Raw genomic sequence first — 22713 nt, 5'->3', positions numbered from 1 at the left:
TCTATTGTGCCCCGGGCGGCTAAGTCACCTGCGGTCGCTTGGCAGGCCACCTCGGGTTGGCCTGTCTGTGCCCCCTCAGTCCCCCATCACCACGCCCTCGCGGCGCGGGTCGGCACCGCCGAACCAGCCCCCGGGGGTGCGGGTGATCGCCTGAAGACCACTTGTCATCGCTTGCTCACGGACCTCGGCTCCTCGGGCGCGCAAGGCGTCTGCCGTCCCAGCGGGAAAGCGACCCTCTTCGAGCAGGGTCGGGCCGCCGGTCGAGCCGAAGTTGGGCAGGTCGATGGCCTTTTGCGCATCGAGCCCCCAGGCCAGGGTGCCCCATAAGGTCTTGGCTGTGAAATGGATGATGAGTGCGCCGCCCGGACTGCCGAGGCTGGCCACCAGTTGTCCGGTTGCCGGATCAAAGACCAGGGTGGGTGACATGGACGAGCGAGGCCGCTTGCCGGGCTGCACCCGGTTGGCCACGGGCCGACCTTGCGCGTCGGTGGGAGCGAAGCTGAAGTCGGTCAGTTCGTTGTTCAACAGAAAGCCGCCGCTTTTGCCTTCCAGCCCCACCATTTGGCGAGCGCCAAACTGATCTTCGATGGTCGTGGTCATGGCGACGGCATTGCCGCGGCCATCGACGACGCTGATGTGTGAGGTGCCATATTCAGGCTGGTCCGGCATGGGGGCCCAGCTGCTGCGCGAGCCTCCGGGCTGGCCAGCGGATGCGACCCGCATGCTGCGTTCCCCGATCAGGCGGGCCCGCTCACGCAGGTAGTCGGGCGCCAGCAGGCTGTCCCAGCGGCCCGCTGGCGGTGCAACAAAGTCCGGGTCCCCCAGGTACTGGGCCCGGTCGGCAAAGGCCAATCGTGCGGCCTCGGTGTAGAAGTGCAACCAGTCGGAGGAGGGGCGTGCGTCGCGCAGCGGCATGGCTGCGGCGGGCGTGTGTTGCAGCATTCCCAGGATCTGCCCGATGGCGATTGCGCCGGAGCTTGGAGGCGGGAAGCCGCAGATGCGCCAGGTGCGCCCGCCGGCCCGTGCGTCGTGGCACAAGGGCTCGCGTTCGCGCGCCTGGTAGTTCCGCAGGTCCTCCAGCGTCATGCGCCCGGGGTTGCCTGGATGGCGCTGCACCTTGGCAATGATCGCCTGTGCGACTTCACCCTGATACAAGGCGTTCGGGCCCTCTCGCGCGACACGGCGCAGCACCTCGGCCAGAGCGGGGTTGCGCAGCCGATGCCCCACCGGGTGTGGCTGACCGTCGGGCTGGTAGTAGAAGGCCGCCGCCAAGGGATCTTTTCGCAGGTGGGCGTCGGCTTTAAGCAGCGTATTGAGGCGGGGGCTGACCGCAAACCCCTCCTCGGCGAGCGTGATCGCGGGCTGGATCAACTGGGCCCAGGGCAGTTGGCCGTGCTGGCGATGGGCCATTTCGAGCATGCGCAGCAGGCCTGGCACGCCCACAGACCTGCCGCCCACCACGGCCTCGTAGAAGGGAAGGGGCTTCCCGTCGGCGCCCAGGAAAAGCCGCTCGTCTGCGGCGGCCGGCGCCGTCTCCCGGCCGTCATAGGCGCGCACCTGCCGCCCGTCGGAATGCAGAAGGAAGGCACCGCCGCCAATTCCGCTGGATTGGGGTTCGACCAAGGTCAGCACCATCTGGACCGCAATCGCCGCGTCGACGGCGCTACCACCGGCTTTCAACACCTGGTAGCCGGCATCCGTGGCCAGCGGGTTGGCGGCGGCGACGGCAAAGCGTTGTGTTGCCCAGCCCGGCTTGGCGCCCAGCCCGGAGGCTGCTTCCGGCAGGTCCGGGCGGCGATAGGTGAAGCCCGCAGCAGGGGCTGACCCGGAGGATGCTGAGGAGGCTGAGGGGGCAAGTCCGCCAGCGCCAGATGGGATGGAGGCACAGCCAGCGACCCAGGCGCCCGCGATCAAGGTGAGCGCGGCAACGCGCGCAGTCCTGCGGAGGCTGGAAGCGGGTGTTTGTGCAGCGCGCTGCGGCGTGTGTTGGGGCTTCAGTGTGAAGTGCATGAGCCTCATCCTAGACCAAGCCCAGACCCAACCTGAGTTGGCGCGCCGCCCAGGCCGGGACTCCCCCAGGGTGTCAGCTCAGCGCGGCGCGAGGCGTATGGCGCCGTCGAGGCGGATCACCTCGCCATTGAGCATGTCGTTTTCGAAGATGTGCCGCGCCAGCTTGGCGTAGTCCTGCGGCGTGCCCAGGCGCGAGGGGAAGGGGACGGCGGCGGCCAGTGCGTCCTGCACCTCCTGGGGCATGCCGAACATCATCGGCGTGCCGAAGATGCCCGGGGCGATGGTCATGTTGCGGATGCCATTGCGTGCCAAGTCTCGGGCGATGGGCAGGGTCATGCCGACGACGCCGCCCTTGGAGGCGCTGTAGGCGGCTTGGCCGATCTGGCCGTCGTAAGCGGCTACCGAGGCGGTGGAAATGATGCAGCCGCGCTCTCCCGTGGTCTCAGGCTCGTTCTTCGCCATCGCGTCTGCCGCCAGACGGATCATGTTGAAACTGCCCACCAGGTTCACCGCGATCACCTTCTGGTAGACCGCCAGGCTGTGAGGGCCGGTCTTGCCCACGGTTTTCTCTGCTGGCGCAATGCCCGCGCAATTCACCAGCCCCATGAGTTTGCCTAGCGAGGTGGCCTTGGCGATCACGGCCTGTCCATCGGTCTCGTTGCTTACGTCACACCGGACGAAGGCCCCGCCGATCTCCCGTGCGACTTGCTCGCCCTTTTCGGCCTGCATGTCGGCTATGACCACTGTGCCGCCTGCGGCCGCCAGCATGCGGGCCGTGCCCTCGCCCAGACCCGACGCGCCGCCGGTGACGATGAAGACCTTGCCTTGGATGTCCATGGAATGCTCCCGGAAAATTTGACGTTGACGTTGACGTTGACGTAAACGTCACATTATGCGGGCTCGACCGAGTGAGAGGGCTGCGAGTGCCGCCGGGACCACCCGGTGTGAAAAGCCCGGTCAAAGCCGGGCTGTGCGGGGCAGGAGGGTGGTCAGTTGTTCACTTGAACCCGACCCGGTCCAGCATCTGCTGCACCTTGACCTGGTGTGCGCCCACCGCGGCCAGCGGAATGGTCTCGGCCTTGAACGCGCCATTGCTCATGGCCAGGAGGGCGGGGTTGGTCAATTTGACACCCTTGACTGTGGGCCACTCATTGTTGCCGTTGGCGAAATAGTCCTGGGCCTGCGGACTCGCGAGGTACTCCAGGAAGCGCTGTGCAGCCGCCGCATTCTTGCTGTTGCGCGCCACAGCGCCGCCTGCGATGTTGAGGTGGGTACCCCAGCTGCCTTGGTTCGGAAAGACGATGGCCACCCGCTCCATCAGGGCCTTGTCCTCCGGGTTACTCGACCGCATCAGGCGAGCGATGTAGTAGGTGTTGCTCACGGCAATCTGGCACTCGCCGGCGCCCACCGCCTTGATCTGGTCGGTATCACCCCCCTTGGGATCGCGGGCCAGGTTGGCCACCACCCCTTTGAGCCACTGCTCGGTCCGCTTCTCGCCGAGATGTTCAGTGATGGCACCGAAAAGTGAGAGGTTGTAGGGATGGGAGCCCGAGCGGATACAGATGCGGCCTTTGTTGCGGGGATCAGCCAACTGCTCGTAGGTCTGCACTTCCTCGCGCTTGACCTTTGCCTTGTCGTAGACCACCACCCGAGCGCGGGTGGAAAAGCCAAACCAGGTGGTCCCGTCGGCGGTCGGAGCGGCGCGATACCCAGGCGGAATGGCCTCCTCGAGGGCCTTCGACCGAATCGGCCGGAACAGACCCTCGACCTCCCCCTTGTACAGGCGGGCGGCATCGACCAGCAGGATCACGTCGGCCACCGACGCCGCGCCCTCGGCCTTGAGCCGGGCCAGGATGCCAGCATCGTCCGAGTCGACCCGCTTGATGCGGATTCCCGTTGCCTTGGTGAAGTTGTCGTAGAGCGCCTCGTCTGTCGAGTAATGACGCGCGGAATAAAGGTTCAGGACTTGTTCCTGGGCCTGGGCGAGATGCGCAGAGGCCAGGGTGAGGCCGAGGGTGAGGAGGGCGGTTCGGAGCACGAGGTGATTCTTTGAATCGGTCAGAGCGCCATGATACCCCAAATGAGAACGATTCTTGTTGGTATCTGGGTTCGGTACGATTTTCCCCGGCCGAGCAGGAGCGGCGACTTGCTGAGCCTCGCTATCCCCGCAGCCAGCACACGGCCGGTTGTTTGGCGGTGACGGTCGCGCCACGGCCAAAAAAAAGCCCCGGAACTTGCCGGGGCTAAGGATCCCTGAACCACGAAGGTGTCGAAAGGACCCGAGGAGACAACCTGAAGACGCCAAGGCGCCGCGGAGTCTGTAACCGCCCCTGGCGACAGGTTCCTGTCGCCAGGGGCTTCGGCCATCAGCGCTTGGCGCGGCTGGCGGTCTTGGCAGCTTGGGTGGCGGTGTCGGCCACCGCGTGGAAGTTGGCCTGGGCCATATCGGAGGCTTGCTTCACGGCCTTTTGAACCGACTCCAGGGCGTTATTGCCAGCGGACAGGGCGGTCTTGAAGGCGGCGACGGCGCTTTCGCTGCCGGCCGGAGCATTTTTGGAGGCGGTATCGACTGCAGTCATGAACTTCTTTTGCATGTCGGTAGCTTGGGCTTCGAAGGCCTTGCCGAATTCGGTGCTGGTGGTGGTGGCGATCTCGTACAGGTGGCGGCTATAGGAGGCGGTTTTCTCGGCCAGCGGCTGGAAGAGTGTGGCTTGCAGGGCCAGCAGTTCCTGCGCGTCCTTCACGGACATGGCAGCCTTGGAGTTGTCCGCGACTTCGATCAGGGCGGCCTTGGAGGCGGTCATGTTCAGGTCGACCAGCTTCTCCACGCCTTCGAAGGCCTTGGCGGTCAGGCCGAACAGGGTTTCGAGGTTGGCTTTCTGGGAGGCGAGGACTTGTTCGGGGGTCAGCATGTTTGAAAATTTCCTTTTGAGGTTAAAGAGGGGGGGAGCACTGCTTCTTGCAACTTGCCGCCCGCCTTCGGGATGCTTTGGTGCGGTGCAGCATGGTTTGAAGTATAGGGGGCTTCCCTCGGTTTTCAAGCAGTTTTTGGTGCGATGCAGCAAAAATTTTGCTTTGCAGTTGAGCTGACTCCCAAGTGGTCAATAAGAATTACATCCGGCGCGCTCGAATGCCCCCCTGCGCAGACATGCCGGCATTGCAACGCAACAATGCGCGGATGCAGGTGTTCTATGCCACGCAGTTCGTGCTTCAGCTTCCGCCAGGGCATCGCTTCCCGATGGTCAAGTACGCCATGCTCCGGGAGCGTCTTATCGCGGAGTTAGCGGACTTGGTGCTTTGCCAGGCCGAGCCCGCCAGCGACGGCGAACTGGCACTGGTCCATGTGCCCAGCTATATCCGCGGCATCGCCGACGGCTCGGTAGATCCCCGCATCCTGCGTGAGATCGGTTTTCCCTGGAGCGATGCCATGGCCGACCGTGCCCGTCGCTCTGTCGGTGCCACCTTGGCGGCTTGCCGGGCCGCCATCCGTGAAGGCGTGGCGGCCAATATCGCCGGGGGCACCCACCACGCCTACGCGGAGCGAGGGGGCGGCTTCTGCGTGTTCAATGACGCCGCAGTGGCTGCGCGACTGATGCAGGTCGAATGGGCGCGGCAGGCGCGCGGGGCGGTCGGCCGTGCGGGTTTGAGGGCGGGATCGGGATCGAGGCGCAATGGCCCGGACGCCCCGCTTCGGGTGGCTGTCATTGATCTCGATGTACACCAGGGCAACGGCACGGCGCGCATTTTCCAGGGGGATGACAGCGTCTTCACACTGTCGCTGCACGGCGCGAAGAACTTTCCCTTCCGAAAGGAGGCCGGGGATCTTGACGTGTCTCTACCCGACGGATGTGGTGACGCGGAGTATCTGGAGGCGCTGGAAGGTGCGCTCGACGAGTTGGATCGGCGCTTTTCCCCGGGGCTCGTGATCTACCTGGCGGGCGCGGATCCGCATGAGGGCGACCGGCTCGGTCGCCTCAAGCTCACCTGGGATGGCCTCGAGGCCCGGGACAGGCGGGTGTTCGACTGGGCATGGCAGCGACGGGTCCCCTTGGCCATGGCGATGGCTGGCGGCTACGGCCACCGCGTCGAGGACACCGTCCAAGCGCAGGTGACCACCTTCCAGGTCGCCGGCCAGTACTGGCGTCGCTGGCAGAATGTGGGGTGATGCGTGAGACCAAGGACAGCCGCCCCCAGCCGGAGCCCCGTAGTGCCTACCGGGTTTTCCGCACGATCGGCACACGCTGGGCCGACAACGATGTGTACGGGCACGTCAACAATGTTGTCTATTACAGCTGGTTCGACACGGCGGTAAACGCACACCTGATTGAACAGGGCGCGCTCGACATCCACGCAGGTTCGACCATCGGTCTCGTGATTGAGACCCAGTGCAATTACTTCGAGCCCCTGGCCTTCCCGGAAAATGTGGAGGCCGGCATTCGCGTGTCGAAGCTGGGCGCCAGCAGCGTCCGATACGAGGTGGGCCTGTTTGCGCAAGGCGCGGCTCAGACGGCCGCCCGCGGTCACTTCATTCATGTCTACGTGGACCGCGAAACGCGCCGCCCCGCGCCCCTGCCCGAAAAACTGAGAACCCTACTGGAGACCCTTCAATGAGCATTTCCCAAGTTGCCACCCGGATCGAGGATCCGGCCAGCGTCGACGCCGCCATCGCCAGCCGCTTCTCGACCCGCGCCTTCCTGCCCAAACCGGTGTCGCGCGAGACCATTGCCGACATCCTGCGTGTTGCCAGCCGCGCCCCTTCCGGCGTGAACACCCAGCCCTGGAAAGTTCATGTATTGCAAGGTGCCAGCCGCGACAGCCTGGTCGCCAAGGCATGTGCCGCACTCGACGCCATGCGCGCTGACCCCTCGCTCGCCGCCCAGCACGCGGAGGCCTATGACTACTACCCCAGCCAGTGGTTTTCACCCTACATAGACCGTCGGCGTGAAAACGGCTGGAGTCTCTATGGGCTGCTTGGCATCGGCAAGGCCGACAAGGACAAGATGCACGCCCAGCACCAGCGCAACTTCCGATTCTTCGACGCGCCGGTGGGCCTGATTTTCACCATCGACAAGCGACTCGGCCGCGGCTCCCTGCTGGACTACGGCATGTTCATCCAGAGTGTCATGCTGGCTGCGCGCGCGCGCGGCCTGCACACCTGCCCACAGGCCGCCTGGAACGGCTTCGCAGACATCATCCTGCCGCATATCGGCGCGGACGAAGGTGACATGGTGGTCTGCGGAATGTCCCTCGGTTACGCCGATGAGGCAGCGGTGGTCAATACCTTCCACACCCCGCGCGAGACCGTGGACCAGTTCACCCGCTGGTTCGACTGAGGGGCGGGCGATGAGGCTTGCTGGAACCACGGGTCCGCGTCCACTGCGCGGCGGAGGGCCTCACTACGCCCGCCGCTTCCTGGCCGTACTTCGCAGCCTGCCCTTGCTTTTGCCCGGTCTGGCCAGCGCGGCCAACCTGGACGGTAGCCAGCTTTCGGTGGTGTGGGGCGTGCCATTCGCTGGCCTCCTACTGTCTATCGCGCTGATGCCACTGCTGGTCCCGCACCTGTGGCACCACCATTTTGGAAAGATCACCGCGGCCTGGGCGTTCGCTTTCTTGCTCCCTTTTGCTGCACTCTTTGGTGCGGGCCTTGCTGGCAGCACGGTCGTGCATGCGCTGGTGGCGGATTACATCCCCTTCGTGATCCTGCTCACGGCCTTGTTCACCGTGTCCGGTGGCATCCATATCCGCGGCAACCTGCATGGAAGTCCGGGTTTGAACACCGCGATTCTGGCTATTGGTGCGGTGCTGGCGAGCTTTATGGGCACCACGGGTGCCTCCATGCTCTTGATCCGGCCCCTGATCCGGGCCAACGACAACCGCCGTCATCGCGCCCATGTGGTGGTTTTTTTCATCTTCATTGTCTCCAACGCCGGTGGTTCGCTCACTCCCTTGGGGGATCCGCCCCTGTTTCTCGGCTTCATCAAGGGCGTGGATTTTTTCTGGACGGTGTCCCACATCTTTCCTGAGACTCTGTTCCTGGTGGGCAGTCTTCTCTTTGCCTTTTATTTTCTGGATCGGTGGTACTACCGCCACCGCGAGGAGGTGGCACCTCAGGACCCAACGCCCGACACGCCGGCCCTGCGCTTTGACGGCGCGCGCAACTTTTGGCTGCTCGGGGCGATCATGGGCCTGGTCCTCATGAGCGGGCTGTGGAAGTCGCCGGTTCAGTTTCACCTGTTTGGCACGGCGGTGGGTCTGCCCGGCCTGGTGCGCGACTTGGGCCTGGTTGTGGTCACCCTGCTGTCCCTGCGCATCACCCCCGCCTCGGTGCACGAAGCCAACGAGTTTTCCTGGGCGCCGATGCAGGAGGTCGCCAAGCTGTTCGCCGGCATCTTTCTCACCATCGTGCCCGTGATCGCCATGCTGCAAGCGGGCAGCGCGGGGCCCTTCGGTGCAGTCATTGCCGCAGTCACCCGACCGGACGGTCAGCCCGATCCCGCCGCCTATTTCTGGGCGACAGGTTTCCTCAGTTCATTCCTCGACAACGCCCCGACCTACCTCGTTTTCTTCAACACCGCGGGCGGTGATCCCCAGGTGCTGATGACGACGATGGCGCCTACGCTGGCCGCCATTTCTGCGGGGGCCGTTTTCATGGGCGCGAACACCTACATCGGTAACGCGCCCAACCTGATGGTCAAAGCGATCGCCGAGCAGCGGGGCGTACCCATGCCCAGCTTCTTTGGCTACATGGCCTGGTCCGGCTGCGTACTCTTGCCCCTTTTCCTTGTCATGACATGGCTGTGGTTCCTATGAGCAAACCTTCCATCCTGGTGGCGCGCGCCATCTTTCCCGAAACGATTGCCCGCCTGGCGCAGCACTTCGAGGTCACGGCCAACCAACCCGACGAGCTGTGGGATCGCGCCACGCTGATCGACAAGCTGCGCGGCAAGGCCGGTGTCTTCACCACCGGCGGTGAGCGCATCGACGCCGAATTGCTGGCCGCCTGTCCTGACCTGCGCATTTGCGCCAACATGGCGGTGGGCTACAACAACTTCGACCTGGCGGCGATGACGGCTGCGGGCGTCCTGGGTACCAACACCCCCGACGTGCTGACCGAGACGACCGCCGACTTCGGCTTTGCCCTCCTGCTGGCCACCGCGAGGCGCCTGACCGAGTCCGAGCACTTCTTGCGGGCGGGCCAATGGAACAAGTGGGCCTTTGACATGTTCGCCGGTGCCGAGGTCAATGGCAGCACCCTGGGCATCCTGGGCATGGGCCGCATCGGCCAGGGCATTGCCCGCCGGGGTGCGCACGGCTTTGGCATGAACGTGATCTATCACAACCGCTCGCGCCTCGATGCGGCCACCGAGGCCGATTGCAAGGCCCGCTATGTGGACAAGGCCACGCTGCTGCGCGAGGCCGATCATCTGGTGCTGGTGCTGCCCTACTCGCCGGCCTCGCACCACGCCATTGGTACCGCCGAACTGGCGCAGATGAAGCCGACCGCAACCCTGGTGAACGTGGCCCGCGGTGGCATCGTTGACGATGCCGCGCTGGCCCAGGCGCTGCGCGAACGCCGCATTGCTGCTGCCGGCCTTGATGTGTTCGAGGGGGAACCCAGGGTCCACCCGGACCTCCTCACCGTTCCCAATGTGGTTCTCACCCCGCACATCGCCAGCGCCACGGTGCGTACCCGCCGCGCGATGGCCGACCTAGCCGCCGACAACCTCATCAACTTCCTCACCCAAGGACAGCCTAAGACGCCGCTCAACCCCGAGGCCCTGGGCGGAGCGCGCCGCTGATGGAGTGGATGCTCCTCGTTCTCGGGCTGGCCAATGTGGGCCTCCTGGGGTTCTTGCTGGTGCGCAAGACGCCAGTAGACGAGAGCGCCGCTACCGCCTTGCAGGTGGGCATTGAACGCCTTGAGCGGGAAATTCGGCGCGAGGTCAGCGAATCCTCGCGGGCGCTGCGCCAGGAACTGGGCCAGACCCTCACCCAGTTCCAGGAGTCCTTGGTGCGCCAGGGCGGCGAGGCCACCCGCACCCAAAGCGACCGCATCGACGCCTTCGGCCAGCAACTGGCGCAGATGCAAAAGCACTTGGCCGATACGCTGGCCATGCAGCTGCAGGGCCTGAGCGAGGCCAATGCGCGCAGGCTTTCAGAGGTGCGTGCCACCCTCGAGGCCCAGCTGGGCCAGCTGCAGCAAAACAATGCGGCTAAGCTCGACGAAATGCGCCAGACGGTCGACGAAAAGCTGCAGTCGACCCTGGAGGCTCGCTTCACCGAAAGCTTCAAGCAGGTGGCGGAGCGGCTCGACCAGGTCCATCAGGGTTTGGGTCAGATGCAAAGCTTGGCACAGGGGGTGGGCGACCTGCAGCGCGTGCTGACCAATGTGAAGACCCGGGGTATTTTTGGCGAGGTGCAGCTCGAAGCCCTGCTCGAGCAGGTGTTGACCCCTGAGCAATATGGCAAGCAGGTCGAGACCCGGCCCGGCAGCCGGCAGCGGGTCGACTTCGCGGTGCGCTTTCCCGGCCGCAGCGGCGACGGCCAGCCGGTGTGGCTGCCGATCGACGCCAAGTTTCCGCGCGAAGACTACGAGCGTTTGCTCGAAGCGCATGACCGGGCCGACGCCGTCGGCGTGGAAAGCGCCTCGCGCGCACTCGAGGCGCGCATCCGGCAGGAGGCCAAGTCCATTTGCGAGTCCTACCTGTGCCCGCCGAACACCACCGATTTCGCTGTGCTGTTCCTGCCGGTTGAAAGCCTCTACGCCGAGGTGCTGCGCCGGCCGGGTCTGATGGACCTGCTGCAACGCGAGTACCGGGTGACACTCGCTGGCCCGACCACTTTGTTGGCGATGTTGAATAGCCTGCATATGGGTTTTCGCACCCTGGCGCTGGAGCAGCAGGCGTCTGAGGTTTGGAAGGTGCTGGGTGCGGTCAAGACTGAGTTCGAGCGATACGGTGACTGGGTAGCACGCATCAAGGAGCAGGTGCAAAAGGCCGCTGATACGGTCGACAAGGCCGAAACCCGCACTCGGCAGATGCGCCGTGCACTGAAGGTGGTGGAGGCGCTGCCTGAAGAACAGGCGCAGGTGCTTCTGCCAAAGGCTGTCGATGCGACCGATGCGGGGGACGATGCAGACGCCTGATGTCAAACCGGAATCGGGCGGTTCGGTCCGCCTGTTGGTCCGCCTGATTGCTGGCCAGGCCTGCCTGCACGCCAGCATGTCCGGTATGCGTATGGCAGCGCCCCTCCTCGCCCTGCGCGAGGGCTACAGCCCCCTGGCGGTAGGTCTGTTGCTGGCGCTGTTCGCACTGACCCAGATTTTTCTCTCCTTGCCAGCAGGCCGCTTTGCCGACCGGCATGGCTTGCGCCGCCCGGTGGGCCTGAGCGTGATCGTGGGTGCCGTGGCGGCTGCGCTGGCGGCTGCCTGGCCCGTCTTCCCGGTGCTGTGCCTAGCCGCCCTCATGACCGGCGGGGCGACCGGTGCCGCCTCCATCGCACTCCAGCGCCATGCCGGCCGCTCTGCCAGCGGACCGACCGAGTTGCGTCAGGTTTTTTCCTGGCTGGCGATTGGGCCGGCTTTTTCCAATTTCCTTGGGCCGGTTGCCTCTGGCCTGCTGATCGACCACTTTGGTTTTCGGACGGCCTTCGCGGCCTTGTCGGTGGTGGCCTTGTGTACCTGGGCGTTTGTGCGCGGTGCTGGCGAGCTGCCGCCGCCCGAGCGGCCCACCGGGGAGGCGCCGTCCACCGCCTGGACTTTGGTGCGTGAGCCGGGTTTCCGCCGGCTGTTGATCATCAACTGGCTCATGGCCTCGTGCTGGGATGTCCACACCTTCGTGGTACCGGTGATCGGGCACGAACGCGAACTGTCTGCTTCGACTATTGGCAGTTTGCTCGGAGCCTTTTCGATCGCGGCAATGGCGGTGCGGATCGTATTGCCCATGATTGCCGGGCGCGTGACCGAGGCAGCGGTGATCGCTGTGGCCATGGCCTCGTCTGCGGTCTTGTTCGGTATCTATCCCCTCATGCAGACCGCCCTGGGCATGGGCATCTGCTCGTTCATCTTGGGCGTGGCCTTGGGCACGATCCAGCCGATGGTCATGAGCATGCTGCACCAGATCACGCCCGAGCACCAACATGGCGAGGCGCTAGGACTGCGATTGATCGCGATCAACGCGTCCAGCGTGCTCATGCCGCTGTTATTTGGCGCAGCGGGCGCAGCAGTGGGGGTGTCCGCCGTCTTCTGGGCGGTGGGCATCATGGTCACGCCTGGCATCCGCTTGGCCTTGCGGGTGAAGCCGCCTTAGAGCTCGTAGAACTCGCGGATCGTGTCCCAGGCCTGTCCGGGATCGTCGCAATAGGTGAAGAGAGAGAGGTCCTGAGCGGCAATCATGCCTTCCTCCACCAGCGCTTCGAAGTTCAGGATGCGCCGCCAGTAGTCGCTGCCAAATAGCACGATGGGCACTGGCTTGGCCTTGCGTGTCTGCACCAGGGTCAGCACTTCGAACAGCTCGTCGAGGGTGCCGAAGCCGCCAGGGAATGCCACCAGCGCCTTGGCCCGCATCATGAAGTGCATCTTGCGCAGTGCGAAGTAATGGAACTTGAAGTCGAGGTTGGGTGTGACGAAGGGGTTGGCCGCCTCCTCCATGGGCAGGGCGATGGTCAGACCCACGGACTCGCCGCCGCCCTCGTAGGCGCCACGGTTGGCGGCCTCCATGATGCCGGGCCCACCTCCAGTGCAGATGTAGAGCCGATCCGCCGCGTCTCTTCCGGCGCTGTAGGTGGCCACCATCTTGCCAAACGCGCGGGCGTTCTCGTAGTGGCTGGCGTTACGCACCAGCGCGCGCGCGCGGGCGATGGTGTCCTCGTCGCCGCCGCTTTCGGCTGCCGCGAGCAAGGCCTGGGCTTCCTCCTGGCTGCGGATGCGGGCGCTGCCAAAAACGACGATGGTGTTCTCGATGCCGTGCGCGGCCTGGGCCAGATCCGGTTTGAGCAGCTCGAGCTGAAAACGGATGCCGCGGGTTTCACGGCGCAGGAGAAACTCGGGGTCGGCGAAGGCCAGGCGGCTCGAGTCGGCATCGACGGGCAGGCCGTTGCTGGCATGTGAGCGAATGGTCGCCCAGGCGTCGGCCAAAGGGTCTTGCAGCTTGCGGTGTGGGGGCATGGCGGTGATTGTGCGATGAAATCGCTGACCCCTAAAGGGCATGCCAAGCGTGGTGCTCAGCCTCGATTGACCATCCGGTCCTCGATCCGGTCTACCTCCTGGCCCACGATTTGGCCTACTTTCTAGCCCACCAATGAGAAGGGCTCCGAGAGGAGCCCTTTGTGGTCGCGGCCCGCCGTGGGGCTGGACCTTTTCCGGATATGCCGCCAGCCGTGCTTACACGCGGCGACGGTATTCGGCGGTGCGGGTGTCGATTTCGACCTTGTCGCCCTGGGCCACGAAGATCGGCACGCCGATTTCGAAACCGGTGGCAATTTTGGCGGGCTTGAGCACCTTGCCCGAGGTGTCGCCCTTGACCGCAGGCTCGGTCCAGGTGATTTCGCGCTCGACGCTGGTGGGCAGTTCGACCGAAATCGCCTTGCCGTCATAGAACACCACCTCGGCGGACATGCCGTCTTCCAGGTAGTTGAGGGAGTCGCCCATGTTCTCGGCCTCAACCTCATACTGGTTGAACTCGGAGTCCATCCAGACATACATCGGGTCGGCAAAGTAGGAGTAGGTGCACTCCTTTTTGTCCAGGATGATCTGGTCCATCTTGTCGTCGGCCTTGAACACGATTTCAGTGCCTTGGTTGGACAGCAGGCTCTTGAGCTTCATGCGCACGGTGGCGGCGTTGCGGCCACCGCGGGCGTACTCGGTACGCAGGACGACCCAGGGAGCGCCGTTTTGCATGATCACGTTGCCGGCGCGGATTTCTTGAGCGATTTTCATAGGGGTAGCCTAGGGAGGCAGGTTCGAAGAGGGGCCTGGGGTGGCCTGGAGTGACGTTGAGAGGCGATCGGGGGCCACGGGTGATGTCAATTGCCCGCGCGCGTCACTGCCAAGGGCAAGTGAAGGCGCTGGGCGCCGCGGCGGGGCATGACCGCGCCAAGAAGATGTGGATTTTAGCTGGTTTCGTCGGGGCTCCCGGCGGGGGTCTTGGGAGCGTGCCCCACCCAAGCACCGGCTGCGGCCATCAACTGCGCCACCAGCTCGGGGCCGGCCCCGAGCCGCTCGCGGGCTGCGCGCGCGGTCTGCGTCCAGGCTGGCAGGTCCAGCGCTGGCCAGGGTAGGGCGCCTTGACGGGGGAAGGTTGGGTCCGTGCCTGCCCGGGCTTGCGCCTGATTCCAGGCCGCATGCGCTTGGCGCAGCGAGGCCGGAGCCTGCAGCCAGTCCAGAAAGGCGGCCAGTTTGTCCAGGTGCACGCCATCGTGCTGCGGGTAGATCTGCCAGACGAAGGGGCGGCCCGCCCACAGCGCCCGGACCAAGGAGTCCTCGCCCCGCACAAAATTCAGGTCGCAGGCCCAGAGCAGTTCGTCAAACCCGGTCTGGGGCAGGGGCGGCAGCAGGTTCCAGGCAGGCTTTGGGGCCGAGCCCAGCGTGACCAGCGCGGCCTCGAGCGCCACTTGGGCCCGCCCAGGTGTGACCAGCAGGCGGGCACCTTGGGCGGCAAGTTGCCCCAGCAGCGCGGGCAGGGCGGGAGGCTCGTAGCAAAACAGGCTGACCAGGCGCTCGCCCCTTGCCGGCGGGGGCAGGCCCAGACCGGCCATCCAGGTGCCGCGGTCGAAGCGGGCCTGGCGATCGTCCAGCCCGGTCTCTCGGATCAGGCCTCCGGTCTCCGGTGTGAAGCCCGGGTAAAAAAAGCGCTTGCCCAGGCCGGCCGCCGACCCATCCAGCACCGGAGAGGCCAGGCCATGGCAGCGGGCCACCCAAGCTTCGGCCGAGAGGTACTCGAGATTGAACCAGGCCGGCGGCGCGCCGCGTACACGGGCGGTCTGCGCCATCGCGGCAAGAAAGCCCGGATGCGGGTCGCATCCGAAGGCCTCTACGACGACCTCTGCGGGTTCGTCTTCCACCAGGCTGCTGGGGTCCCAGTCACGCAGTGCCACACCCAAGCGCGCAGCGCCGGCTCGGCCGCCTGGGACCATCCAGGTCAGCGGGTCGGGCGCATCGACCCACAGGCGCACCGCCTCGCCCCGCGCCGCCAGTTCGGCGGCCAGGCGCCAGCAAACCCCGATGTCGCCCAGGTTGTCGACCACGCGGCAGAAGATGTCCCAACGCATGGCCCGGATAATAGGCCGCATGTCCCAGGCTCCGGCGCACCCTCCCGAGTTGCTGGCCCAGGTCGCTAGCCTGCCGGCCTTGCCCGGCGTCTACCGCTATTTCGACGCCGAGGGCGGCGTGCTTTACGTGGGCAAGGCCCGCGACCTGAAAAAGCGCGTCTCCAGCTACTTCCAAAAGAACCACGACGGCACACGCATCGGCCACATGGTGTCGAAGATCGTGCGGATGGAAACCACGGTGGTGCGCTCCGAGGCCGAGGCGCTGCTGCTCGAAAACAACCTGATCAAGGCGCTCAGTCCGCGGTTCAACATCCTGTTTCGCGACGACAAGAGCTACCCCTATCTGAAGATCGGTGGCCCGTCGAGCGCGTTCCCGCGCATGACCTACTACCGCGGCGCGATCGACCGCAAGCACCGCTATTTCGGGCCTTACCCGAGCGCCTGGGCGGTGAAGGAGTCGATCCAGTTGCTGCAGAAGGTGTTTCGGCTGCGCACCTGCGAAGACACGGTTTTTGCCAACCGCACCCGGCCCTGCCTGCTCTATCAGATCAAGCGCTGCTCCGGCCCCTGTGTGGACCTGGTCAGCGCGGACGACTACGCGCGCGACGTGGCTCATGCCGAGGCTTTTTTGCAGGGCCAAGCCGGCGAGGTCATGGCAGACCTCGAGGCGCGGATGATGGCCCACGCCGACAAGCTGGAGTTCGAGCAGGCAGCCGAATTACGCAACCAGGTCAGCGCTCTGTCTCGGGTGCTGCACCAGCAATCGGTCGAGACCGCCGACGACCGGGACGTGGACATCTTGGCGGTGCGGGTGCAGGGCGGGCGCGCCTGCGTCAACCTGGCCATGGTTCGGGGCGGTCGCCATCTCGGTGACCGACCTTACTTCCCCAGCCATGTCGACGACGCCCAGGCGATGCGGGCGATCGATGGGCCGCAGCTTGAGCCCGAGCCGCTGGTGCTAGAGGCCTTCATCGCCCAGCACTACATCGACATCGCGGTGCCACCGGTGCTGGTGATCAGCGACCCCGTGCCCCGGGCGTTGGTGCAGGCCCTGTCCCAGCAGGCCGGGCACAAGGTGGTTGCGGTCCACCAGCCCCACGAGCGCCGGCGGGCTTGGCTCGAGATGTGCGAGAAGAACGCTGCGCTTCAACTGGCCCGGCTGCTGGCCGAGGAGGGCTCGCAACAGGCGCGCACCCGCTCCCTCGTGGAGGCGCTTGACCTGGCGGTCGCCGACCTCGAGGCCCTCCGCATCGAGTGCTTCGACATCTCGCACACCTCCGGTGAGGCCACCCAGGGCTCCTGCGTGGTGTTCCACCATCACAAGATGCAGGCGGCCCAATACCGTCGCTACAACATTGACGGCATCACGCCGGGCGACGACTACGCCGCCATGCGCCAAGTGCTCACGCGCCGCTACGGCAAGGTCGAAGACGGTGGCATGCCCGATGTGGTACTGGTCGACGGCGGCAAGGGCCAGGTGAGCATGGCCCGGGAGGTCTTTGTCGAGCTGGGCCTTGATCTGTCCCGCATTGTGGGCGTCGAAAAGGGCGAGGGCCGCAAGGTCGGTCTGGAGGAGTTGGTCTTCGCCGATGGCCGGGAAAAGGTCTACCTTGGCCGCGACTCGGCCGCGCTGATGCTGGTCGCCCAAATTCGCGATGAGGCGCATCGCTTCGCCATCACCGGCATGCGTGCCCGCCGCGACAAGGTGCGGGTGGGGGGTGGCCGGCTGGAGGAGATTCCCGGCATCGGTGCGAAGAAGCGGGCCCGCCTGCTACAGCGCTTTGGCGGCATCCGTGGCGTGGCTGACGCGAGCGTGGAAGACCTGGTGACTGTCGAGGGCATCTCGCATGCGCTGGCCGAGACGATTTACCGGGCCTTGCGCTGACGCAGGTCGGGCCGCGCCGTGCCAGAATCGGTCCCATGTTCTTCACCATCCCCACGATCCTCACCTGGACGCGCATCGTCGCCATCCCCTTGATCGTCGGGGTGTTTTACCTGGGCCTGGCGCCCGAGGTTCAGAACCTGATCGCGACCGTGCTCTTCGTGGTATTCGCGCTGACCGACTGGGCCGACGGTTGGCTTGCCCGTCGGCTCAACCAGACCTCCTCCTTCGGGGCCTTTCTCGACCCGGTGGCCGACAAATTTTTGGTGTGCGCCAGCCTGCTGGTACTGGTGCACCTGGGGCGCGCCGACGTGTTTGTCGGGCTCATCATCATCGGTCGCGAAATCGCGATCTCGGCCCTGCGCGAATGGATGGCTCAAATTGGGGCCTCGCGCAGTGTGGCGGTCCATATGCTGGGCAAGGTCAAGACCACGGTGCAGATGGTGGCCATCCCCTTTCTTCTCTACGACGGCGTCCTTTTCGGGGTCATTGACACCGGCTGGTGGGGCGTCTGGCTGATCTGGGTCGCGGCTGTCCTCACGGTCTGGTCCATGGTCTATTACCTGCAGCGTGCGCTGCCGGAGATTCGTGCCCGGGTCCGCTAGGCGCTCGTTATGCTCTGCGCCGCTGTCCGCGTGCCGGCGCCCGCAAACCCTTAAAAAAAAATGTAAGCCGTTAGTTTTTTGCCAGAGGGCAAGCCGTATTGACAGCACGCAGCAGCCGTGGCTTTAATCGTTGGCAATCCCCCTGCCAAGAACTCTAACCAAACACCCTGAGAAATATTCGTGAACAAGACCGATCTGATTGAACACATCGCCAAGCACGCTGACATCTCCAAGGCCGCCGCCGGCCGCGCACTGGAGTCCATGATTGGTGCCGTCAAGACCACCCTGAAGAAGGGCGGCTCCGTCTCCCTGGTGGGTTTTGGCACCTTCGCCGTGACCAAGCGCGCCGGTCGCACGGGGCGTAACCCGCGCACGGGGGAGGCCATCGAGATCAAGAAAGCCAAGGTGCCCAAGTTCCGCCCGGGTAAGGCGCTCAAAGACGCCCTGAACTGATTGCGTTGACCCGGCTTCGGGTTGCAGTGAGGGGTGCTTAGCTCAGTTGGTAGAGCAGCGCCCTTACACGGCGTAGGTCGGCGGTTCGAGCCCGTCAGCACCCACCACCCTCCTGCCCCCCGCCCGGTTCACCCCCAGCCCAGCCCGGTCCTCGCCCGCTTAGGCAGGCTTTTCATTTCTGGGGGATGGGTAAGACCACCTCCACCCGCGTTCCCGCCGCGTCGCTGTGCAATTGCAGCGAGGCGCCCACCCGCGCTGCGCGCTGGCGCATATTGCCGAGGCCGCGACCTTCACGCGCGCCGGCGCGCAGGCCTTGACCGTTGTCGGCAACAGTCAGATGCAGGCGGTTGGTGTCATAGCGCGCGCTGACCTGGATGTGCTTCCCCCCCGAGTGACGCAAGGCATTGGTCAATGCCTCTTGCACCAGCCGCAGCAGCTGCAATCCGCTGGTTGCCGGCAGAGGCGGCAGGTTCGCCAGGTGCAGGGTCCACTGCACCTGCACCGGCGCCGAACCGAGCCGCTGGGTGATGCGGTAGCGCAAGCTGCCCAGGGCGTCGGCCAGCTGGGCCTGCGGCCCGGAGGCGTCGATCAGGAGCCGCATGTCATCGATGCAGTCGTCGATCAGCTCGCGCACCTGCGCGGGAGGCAGGGTCTGGTCGTCGAGCAGGATGCGCGCGCTGGCCAGGTTGGAGCCCAGGCCATCGTGCAGGTCCCGCAGCAGTTGTTCGCGCTCCTCGTTTCGGGCATGGCGGCGCTCAAACTCGAGAATCTTCTGGTGCTGCTGGCGCAGGTCGGACTCTGCTGCCGCTACTTGGTCGCGCAGGGTCTCGTTGAGGTTGGCGGTGACCGCCAGTGCGTGGGCCATCCTGCCGATGATGATGCTGCCCAGGGTGAGCAAAAGGATGCCATTGGCCATGGGCAGCGCCATCGGCCGGTCAAAGCCGCTCGGCGTTGCCAGCACCCAGACGTCGTGCAGTCCGCAGGCCAGGAGCGCGAATAGTGCGGCCAACATCAGCATCGCGGTCCGTGAGCGCTGGGCCAGCACCCAGGCGCTGATCACTGGAATCAGGAAGAGCGCGATGAGCGTGCCCGGCACCGACAGCAGCATCGCCCAGTCCGTGCGTGCGCCGGTGGCCGCGACGAGAAAAGGCAGCGTCGCGCCGTAGATCACCAGCCACCGCTCCAGCCTGGGCAGTCGATGTTCGAAAAAACTCAGCAGCGTCAAAATCATGACCGGGATCGACGCCAGCCTAGCGGCGGTGAAGGCCCATTGGACCCAGAAGGCATCGTCGTGGACGGCGATGCTGGTCGCATAAAGATTGCTTGTCGCCCGCAGCATGCAGGCCAGCCCGAACCACAGAAAGCCCCGCCGCTGTGGGCTGGCATAGCGCAGGCCGATGAAAAGGGCCAGGACGCCAAAGGCCGCCGTCGCCCAGCTGACCGCCGTGACCAGGTCTTGGCGCCAGAACTGGGCCGGCTGGTGGCGCTCGTCGTAGAGGGCCTGGGCAGGTCCCACCAGCACCCGCGACACGCCATTGGTCTGCATGCTGTTGGCGAAAACTTCCACCTCAATCTGGTTTACGCCAGATTGCCAGACCGCGTCGGGGGCTTGGACAAACAGGGGCGCCTGCGCGCAGCGCAGGCCTTCGAGGGGGCCGGGTGCGCAGCTGCCCAACTCGTGGCCGTTCACGCGAATGGCGGCCGATCGGCTTGCCTTGACGATGGATACCGCCAGGGGGCTCGTGGGCTTCTCGGCCAGGGTCAGCGTTAACCGGTAAGTGACCCGCTCACCGGACGGCGCGAATTGGCCTCTTGCGAGCGTATGCGGCAGCGTGACCCGGGTTTGCTGGTCGCGTATCCCCAGGGTTGCTTCGCCGAGTTCTTGAATTGCCGGTGCGCTGCCGGCTCCCGCCAGACCTTGCCAGAGGAGGGCGCATCCCAGCACCAGCCAGCAGGCCAGGCGTTTGGCGTTCACAGAAGCCCTTGCGCTCTCGCCTTGCCGACCGCCTGGACCTGCGAGCGGACCTCGAGCTTGCGGTACAGGCTTCGGATGTGCGACTGCACGGTCGACAGTGACACGCCCATGTCATGGGCCACTTCCAAATAGGACATGCCCAGGGAGATACAGCGCAATGTCTGTAGCTCCCGGTGTGTGAGCCGCACCTGGGGCGCGGTCTGCCCCGTTGGGTCAGGCCGTACCAGGTTGAACAAGTAGCGGGCCAGCGAGGGACTGATCGGGTAGTGGCCTTGCAGGACCTGGGCGATCGAACCGGTCAGCGCGTGCAGCGGATCGCTCTTGTGCAGGTAGCCGCGTGCACCCTCGGCGATGGCGTCGACCACGCTGCGCTCACTCGACAGCGTAGAGACGACCAATGCCGGCACGTCGGGGCGCAACTGCCGCAAGGCGCGGATCACCGCCAGGCCCGAGCCGTCGGGCAGGGTCATATCGACCAGCGCCAGTTGAAGGTCGTCGCCCGCCGCCTCCAGCATCGCAATCCCCTCGGCCACCGTCGTCGCCAGGTCCGCCTGCCAGCCCTCGCCCAAGCCGCGCACCGCGCGCCCCATGGCCCCGGCGAAAACCGGGTCGTCCTCAATCAGCAATGCGCGCAAGGGACCCCCATGCAGGTGAGAAATATGAGGCCGATGTCGCCACACCGGGCATAGGGGGCGATATACATATTCATGCGATTGTGAGGTCTGGAGAAACGCGGGACAGTGAGTAATTGAGAGGTTCCACTCGGGGTGAGAGAGCCGGTCTGCCCAAGCCGGCGCACTCGCCGTTATCAAATTGATTCCTTTGGAAGTGTCAGTCCTCAAAAGGGATAAATAAAGTCCACGAAAGTTCGCATGCCTGCCGGCTTTCGCGGCGGCACCCAACACCTCATGCCGCCCCTTTCCTCGACCCCCATCATCGGCAAAAGCGCCTCGACCCAGGCCTTGCTCGCACTGATCAAGGTCCTGGCCAACTCACATTCGACCGTGCTGGTCAGTGGCGAGAGCGGCACTGGCAAGGAACTCGTTGCACAGGCGCTACATCGCCAGAGCCCCCGGCGAAAGGGTCCGTTTGTCCCGATCAATTGCGGCGCAATCCCGAAGGACCTGCTCGAGAGCGAACTGTTCGGCCACCGTAAGGGTGCCTTCACTGGCGCGATAGCAGACCGTTTGGGCCGCTTCGAGATGGCCGACGGCGGCACGCTGTTCCTCGACGAAATCGGCGACCTGCCGCTGGACATGCAGGTCAAACTGCTTCGCGTTCTTCAGGACCGGGCGATTCAGCCGGTAGGTGCTACGCGCCAGGTGGACATTGACGTCCGGGTCGTGGCCGCTACCCACAAAGACCTGGCGGCCGCGGTGGACGACGGACGCTTTCGGGAAGACCTGTACTACCGGCTCAATGTCCTGCCGTGCCACACCACGCCCCTGCGTGAGCGGCCGCAGGACGTGCGAGACCTGCTTGATTTCTACGCTGCTCGCCATGCGCTGGATGGACAAGAGCCGATCTCTTTTGCGCCGGACTTGTCCCAAGCCCTGCTGGCTTACGCCTGGCCGGGAAATGTGCGCGAACTGTCCAATCTGGTTGATCGGTTCACCACCCTATTTCCAGCCCGGCGCGTGACACTGGCAGAGATTCCGCTGCCCATGTTGCCCCCGGGTATGCGGCCGCGGGCGGCGGCGGCAGTGTCGGCGGTAGCGGCTGCGCCCGTCATCATGCCGACGACCGCCAGCGTGGCCGCGGTGCCTCCCCTGGCTGGGGACGAGATGATCTTCACCCTGCTCGGCGAATCGGGTCTGCCGCCCGCGCCGGCCCACGCAGCGGCGAACGCGGGTGTGATGTCTATGCCTGACGCCAGAGGCTTGGTTGGGCACGGGACATCGGTGCAGGCCGCCCCTCCCGAGGCTGGCCTGCTGGGCGTGGCGGGAGGAGATTCTGCAGGTTTCGGCGCGACAACAGAAGTCATGGGTGATGAGCCTCTGAACCGGGTGGAGGAAATCGTCTGCCTGGCCCAAGGTATTGTGAGCTTGCCCCCCGAGGGCCTGCCGCTCAAGCAGCAGCTCACGAAGATCGAACGCAGCCTGATAGAGCAGGCCTTGCTGCGCACGAACGGCAACGTTTCGCAGACCGCGCGGCTGCTTCAGCTGCAGCGGACGACGCTCATCGAAAAGATCCAGAAGTACGAGCTACGGGTTGGCTGACCCATTAGAGTCGGTCACCAATCGCGGCCCTTCTCCGGTCCGACGCACAAGCTCGAACGGCAAGCTCGAAGCGAAGATCCAAACCACATCCTGTCTGCAGACCCTTCTGCCGCGCGGCCCCAGAATGATCAGGGCTGTGGCTTGGGCGGGACCGAGATCACGTTCGGATTCACGTTTGGATTTGTCGCAGGCTGCGCATTCGGGCTGGCCGGCGGCTGCGGCCGCGGGTATTGCAGGGTGGCCCGGTCGTTGCCGGCCTCGCGGTCGGTCGGGCGCGCTGCTGCCGCCGTCCCTGGAAATTGG

General features: G+C 65.3%; 20 protein-coding genes and 1 tRNA gene. 12 read left to right on the top strand and 9 right to left on the bottom strand.

All coding sequences use genetic code 11. The features are described 5' to 3' along the window. Positions 1-75: 75 nt before the first annotated feature. The 4 genes from ggt to QE494_RS17550 all read right to left on the bottom strand — a co-directional run bounded on the left by ggt (position 76) and on the right by QE494_RS17550 (position 4922). Positions 76-2010, bottom strand: coding sequence for a gamma-glutamyltransferase (gene ggt, locus QE494_RS17565; protein WP_300045567.1), 1935 nt, complete (start codon positions 2008-2010; stop codon positions 76-78). Positions 2011-2088: 78 nt separating this feature from the next. Further along, the gene (locus tag QE494_RS17560; RefSeq protein WP_300045565.1) at positions 2089-2847 is read right to left on the bottom strand and encodes a 3-hydroxyacyl-CoA dehydrogenase; all 759 of its coding nucleotides are present in this window, start codon (positions 2845-2847) and stop codon (positions 2089-2091) included. Between the two features lie 160 nt (positions 2848-3007). After that, entirely contained in the window at positions 3008-4048 is a 1041-nt protein-coding gene (locus tag QE494_RS17555) for an extracellular solute-binding protein (RefSeq protein ID WP_300045562.1), read from the bottom strand. Between the two features lie 328 nt (positions 4049-4376). After that, positions 4377-4922 (bottom strand): phasin family protein, encoded by a 546-nt coding sequence (locus QE494_RS17550; RefSeq protein ID WP_300045559.1) that lies wholly within the window; start codon positions 4920-4922, stop codon positions 4377-4379. Positions 4923-5188: 266 nt separating this feature from the next. Here QE494_RS17550 and QE494_RS17545 point away from each other — a divergent pair, with 266 nt between their 5' ends. The 7 genes from QE494_RS17545 to QE494_RS17515 are packed head-to-tail and all read left to right on the top strand — an operon-like array spanning position 5189 to position 12317. After that, positions 5189-6175 (top strand): histone deacetylase, encoded by a 987-nt coding sequence (locus tag QE494_RS17545; RefSeq protein WP_300045583.1) that lies wholly within the window; start codon positions 5189-5191, stop codon positions 6173-6175. Further along, positions 6175-6621: a thioesterase family protein gene (locus QE494_RS17540; protein WP_300045556.1), complete on the top strand. Its 447-nt coding sequence runs from the start codon at positions 6175-6177 to the stop codon at positions 6619-6621. Before QE494_RS17545 ends, QE494_RS17540 begins: the two co-directional genes overlap by 1 nt. Further along, on the top strand, positions 6618-7343 hold the full coding sequence (locus QE494_RS17535) for a nitroreductase (protein ID WP_300045553.1): 726 nt from the start codon (positions 6618-6620) through the stop codon (positions 7341-7343). Before QE494_RS17540 ends, QE494_RS17535 begins: the two co-directional genes overlap by 4 nt. Before the next feature lie 10 nt (positions 7344-7353). Beyond that, positions 7354-8820 (top strand): sodium:proton antiporter, encoded by a 1467-nt coding sequence (locus QE494_RS17530; protein WP_300045550.1) that lies wholly within the window; start codon positions 7354-7356, stop codon positions 8818-8820. Next, positions 8817-9809 carry a D-glycerate dehydrogenase gene (locus tag QE494_RS17525; protein WP_300045548.1) on the top strand — a complete coding sequence of 331 codons (993 nt, stop codon included), beginning with the start codon at positions 8817-8819 and terminating at the stop codon, positions 9807-9809. Before QE494_RS17530 ends, QE494_RS17525 begins: the two co-directional genes overlap by 4 nt. Then, the gene (locus QE494_RS17520; RefSeq protein WP_300045545.1) at positions 9809-11155 is read left to right on the top strand and encodes a DNA recombination protein RmuC; all 1347 of its coding nucleotides are present in this window, start codon (positions 9809-9811) and stop codon (positions 11153-11155) included. The genes QE494_RS17525 and QE494_RS17520 overlap by 1 nt, the downstream gene beginning before the upstream one ends. Next, complete coding sequence (locus QE494_RS17515; RefSeq protein WP_300045543.1) at positions 11142-12317, top strand: MFS transporter; 1176 nt, start codon at positions 11142-11144, stop codon at positions 12315-12317. The genes QE494_RS17520 and QE494_RS17515 overlap by 14 nt, the downstream gene beginning before the upstream one ends. On the opposite strand, the gene QE494_RS17510 is transcribed toward QE494_RS17515, so the two are convergent. From QE494_RS17510 to earP, 3 genes are all read right to left on the bottom strand, one after another. Beyond that, positions 12314-13174, bottom strand: a complete 861-nt coding sequence (locus QE494_RS17510; RefSeq protein WP_300045541.1) for a TIGR00730 family Rossman fold protein — start codon at positions 13172-13174, stop codon at positions 12314-12316. The two genes, QE494_RS17515 and QE494_RS17510, sit on opposite strands and share 4 nt — an antisense overlap. 216 nt (positions 13175-13390) lie before the next feature. Then, positions 13391-13945: an elongation factor P gene (gene efp, locus QE494_RS17505; RefSeq protein ID WP_300045538.1), complete on the bottom strand. Its 555-nt coding sequence runs from the start codon at positions 13943-13945 to the stop codon at positions 13391-13393. A gap of 173 nt (positions 13946-14118) precedes the next feature. Next, entirely contained in the window at positions 14119-15297 is a 1179-nt protein-coding gene (gene earP, locus QE494_RS17500) for an elongation factor P maturation arginine rhamnosyltransferase EarP (RefSeq protein WP_300045535.1), read from the bottom strand. Between earP and uvrC the strand changes: the two genes are divergently transcribed. From uvrC to QE494_RS17480, 4 genes are all read left to right on the top strand, one after another. After that, on the top strand, positions 15296-17161 hold the full coding sequence (uvrC, locus tag QE494_RS17495; protein WP_300045532.1) for an excinuclease ABC subunit UvrC: 1866 nt from the start codon (positions 15296-15298) through the stop codon (positions 17159-17161). The two genes, earP and uvrC, sit on opposite strands and share 2 nt — an antisense overlap. A gap of 35 nt (positions 17162-17196) precedes the next feature. Continuing rightward, positions 17197-17763, top strand: coding sequence for a CDP-diacylglycerol--glycerol-3-phosphate 3-phosphatidyltransferase (gene pgsA, locus QE494_RS17490; protein WP_300045530.1), 567 nt, complete (start codon positions 17197-17199; stop codon positions 17761-17763). A gap of 180 nt (positions 17764-17943) precedes the next feature. After that, positions 17944-18216 carry an HU family DNA-binding protein gene (locus QE494_RS17485; protein WP_300045528.1) on the top strand — a complete coding sequence of 91 codons (273 nt, stop codon included), beginning with the start codon at positions 17944-17946 and terminating at the stop codon, positions 18214-18216. Between the two features lie 31 nt (positions 18217-18247). Beyond that, positions 18248-18323, top strand: a tRNA-Val gene (locus tag QE494_RS17480). Between the two features lie 65 nt (positions 18324-18388). Here the strand turns inward: QE494_RS17480 and QE494_RS17475 are convergent. Then, entirely contained in the window at positions 18389-20191 is a 1803-nt protein-coding gene (locus QE494_RS17475; protein WP_300045525.1) for an ATP-binding protein, read from the bottom strand. After that, positions 20188-20826, bottom strand: a complete 639-nt coding sequence (locus QE494_RS17470; protein WP_300045522.1) for a response regulator transcription factor — start codon at positions 20824-20826, stop codon at positions 20188-20190. Before QE494_RS17470 ends, QE494_RS17475 begins: the two co-directional genes overlap by 4 nt. Before the next feature lie 237 nt (positions 20827-21063). On the opposite strand from QE494_RS17470, the gene QE494_RS17465 reads away from it, so the two are divergent. Continuing rightward, positions 21064-22410: a sigma-54-dependent Fis family transcriptional regulator gene (locus tag QE494_RS17465; RefSeq protein ID WP_300045521.1), complete on the top strand. Its 1347-nt coding sequence runs from the start codon at positions 21064-21066 to the stop codon at positions 22408-22410. Positions 22411-22713 lie beyond the last annotated feature (303 nt).

This window comes from Ramlibacter sp. (genome assembly GCF_029866045.1).
Classification (GTDB): Bacteria; Pseudomonadota; Gammaproteobacteria; order Burkholderiales; family Burkholderiaceae_C; genus Ramlibacter.
Note: the sequence above shows the minus strand (reverse complement) of the source record. Positions and strands in the feature narration are given on the sequence as shown.

Coding starts and splice junctions, on each gene's coding strand:
- ggt (WP_300045567.1), bottom strand. CDS start 2,010: ATGCACTTCACACTGAAGCCCCAACACACGCCGCAGCGCGCTGCACAA.
- QE494_RS17560 (WP_300045565.1), bottom strand. CDS start 2,847: ATGGACATCCAAGGCAAGGTCTTCATCGTCACCGGCGGCGCGTCGGGT.
- QE494_RS17550 (WP_300045559.1), bottom strand. CDS start 4,922: ATGCTGACCCCCGAACAAGTCCTCGCCTCCCAGAAAGCCAACCTCGAA.
- QE494_RS17545 (WP_300045583.1), top strand. CDS start 5,189: ATGCAGGTGTTCTATGCCACGCAGTTCGTGCTTCAGCTTCCGCCAGGG.
- QE494_RS17540 (WP_300045556.1), top strand. CDS start 6,175: ATGCGTGAGACCAAGGACAGCCGCCCCCAGCCGGAGCCCCGTAGTGCC.
- QE494_RS17535 (WP_300045553.1), top strand. CDS start 6,618: ATGAGCATTTCCCAAGTTGCCACCCGGATCGAGGATCCGGCCAGCGTC.
- QE494_RS17530 (WP_300045550.1), top strand. CDS start 7,354: ATGAGGCTTGCTGGAACCACGGGTCCGCGTCCACTGCGCGGCGGAGGG.
- QE494_RS17525 (WP_300045548.1), top strand. CDS start 8,817: ATGAGCAAACCTTCCATCCTGGTGGCGCGCGCCATCTTTCCCGAAACG.
- QE494_RS17520 (WP_300045545.1), top strand. CDS start 9,809: ATGGAGTGGATGCTCCTCGTTCTCGGGCTGGCCAATGTGGGCCTCCTG.
- QE494_RS17515 (WP_300045543.1), top strand. CDS start 11,142: ATGCAGACGCCTGATGTCAAACCGGAATCGGGCGGTTCGGTCCGCCTG.
- QE494_RS17510 (WP_300045541.1), bottom strand. CDS start 13,174: ATGCCCCCACACCGCAAGCTGCAAGACCCTTTGGCCGACGCCTGGGCG.
- efp (WP_300045538.1), bottom strand. CDS start 13,945: ATGAAAATCGCTCAAGAAATCCGCGCCGGCAACGTGATCATGCAAAAC.
- uvrC (WP_300045532.1), top strand. CDS start 15,296: ATGTCCCAGGCTCCGGCGCACCCTCCCGAGTTGCTGGCCCAGGTCGCT.
- earP (WP_300045535.1), bottom strand. CDS start 15,297: ATGCGGCCTATTATCCGGGCCATGCGTTGGGACATCTTCTGCCGCGTG.
- pgsA (WP_300045530.1), top strand. CDS start 17,197: ATGTTCTTCACCATCCCCACGATCCTCACCTGGACGCGCATCGTCGCC.
- QE494_RS17465 (WP_300045521.1), top strand. CDS start 21,064: ATGCCTGCCGGCTTTCGCGGCGGCACCCAACACCTCATGCCGCCCCTT.